We start from the raw sequence: 239 nt of genomic DNA, 5'->3' as shown, positions 1-239 counted from the left end.
ATGAAAGCCCTTCCAAAAAGGAAGGGAAATGCTCTACCCATCGTGAGACGGTGGGCTGACTCATCGGGCCTCAATGAAAGCCCTTCCCAGAAGGAAGGGAAATATCGAGGTGGTCGGCGGTGAAAGCGAGCGGGTGTGTGCCTCAATGAAAGTCCCTCCGAAAAGGAAAGGAAATGCCTCATTCTGCATTTTGGCGAGTTAAACCCTTGCCCCTCAATGAAAGTCCCTCCGAAAAGGAA

It is taken from the genome of Rothia sp. HMSC075F09 (genome assembly GCF_001810515.1).
In the GTDB taxonomy this organism is placed as follows: domain Bacteria; phylum Actinomycetota; class Actinomycetes; order Actinomycetales; family Micrococcaceae; genus Rothia.
The sequence above is the reverse complement of the archived record's forward strand: the minus strand, read 5'-3'. Positions refer to the sequence as shown.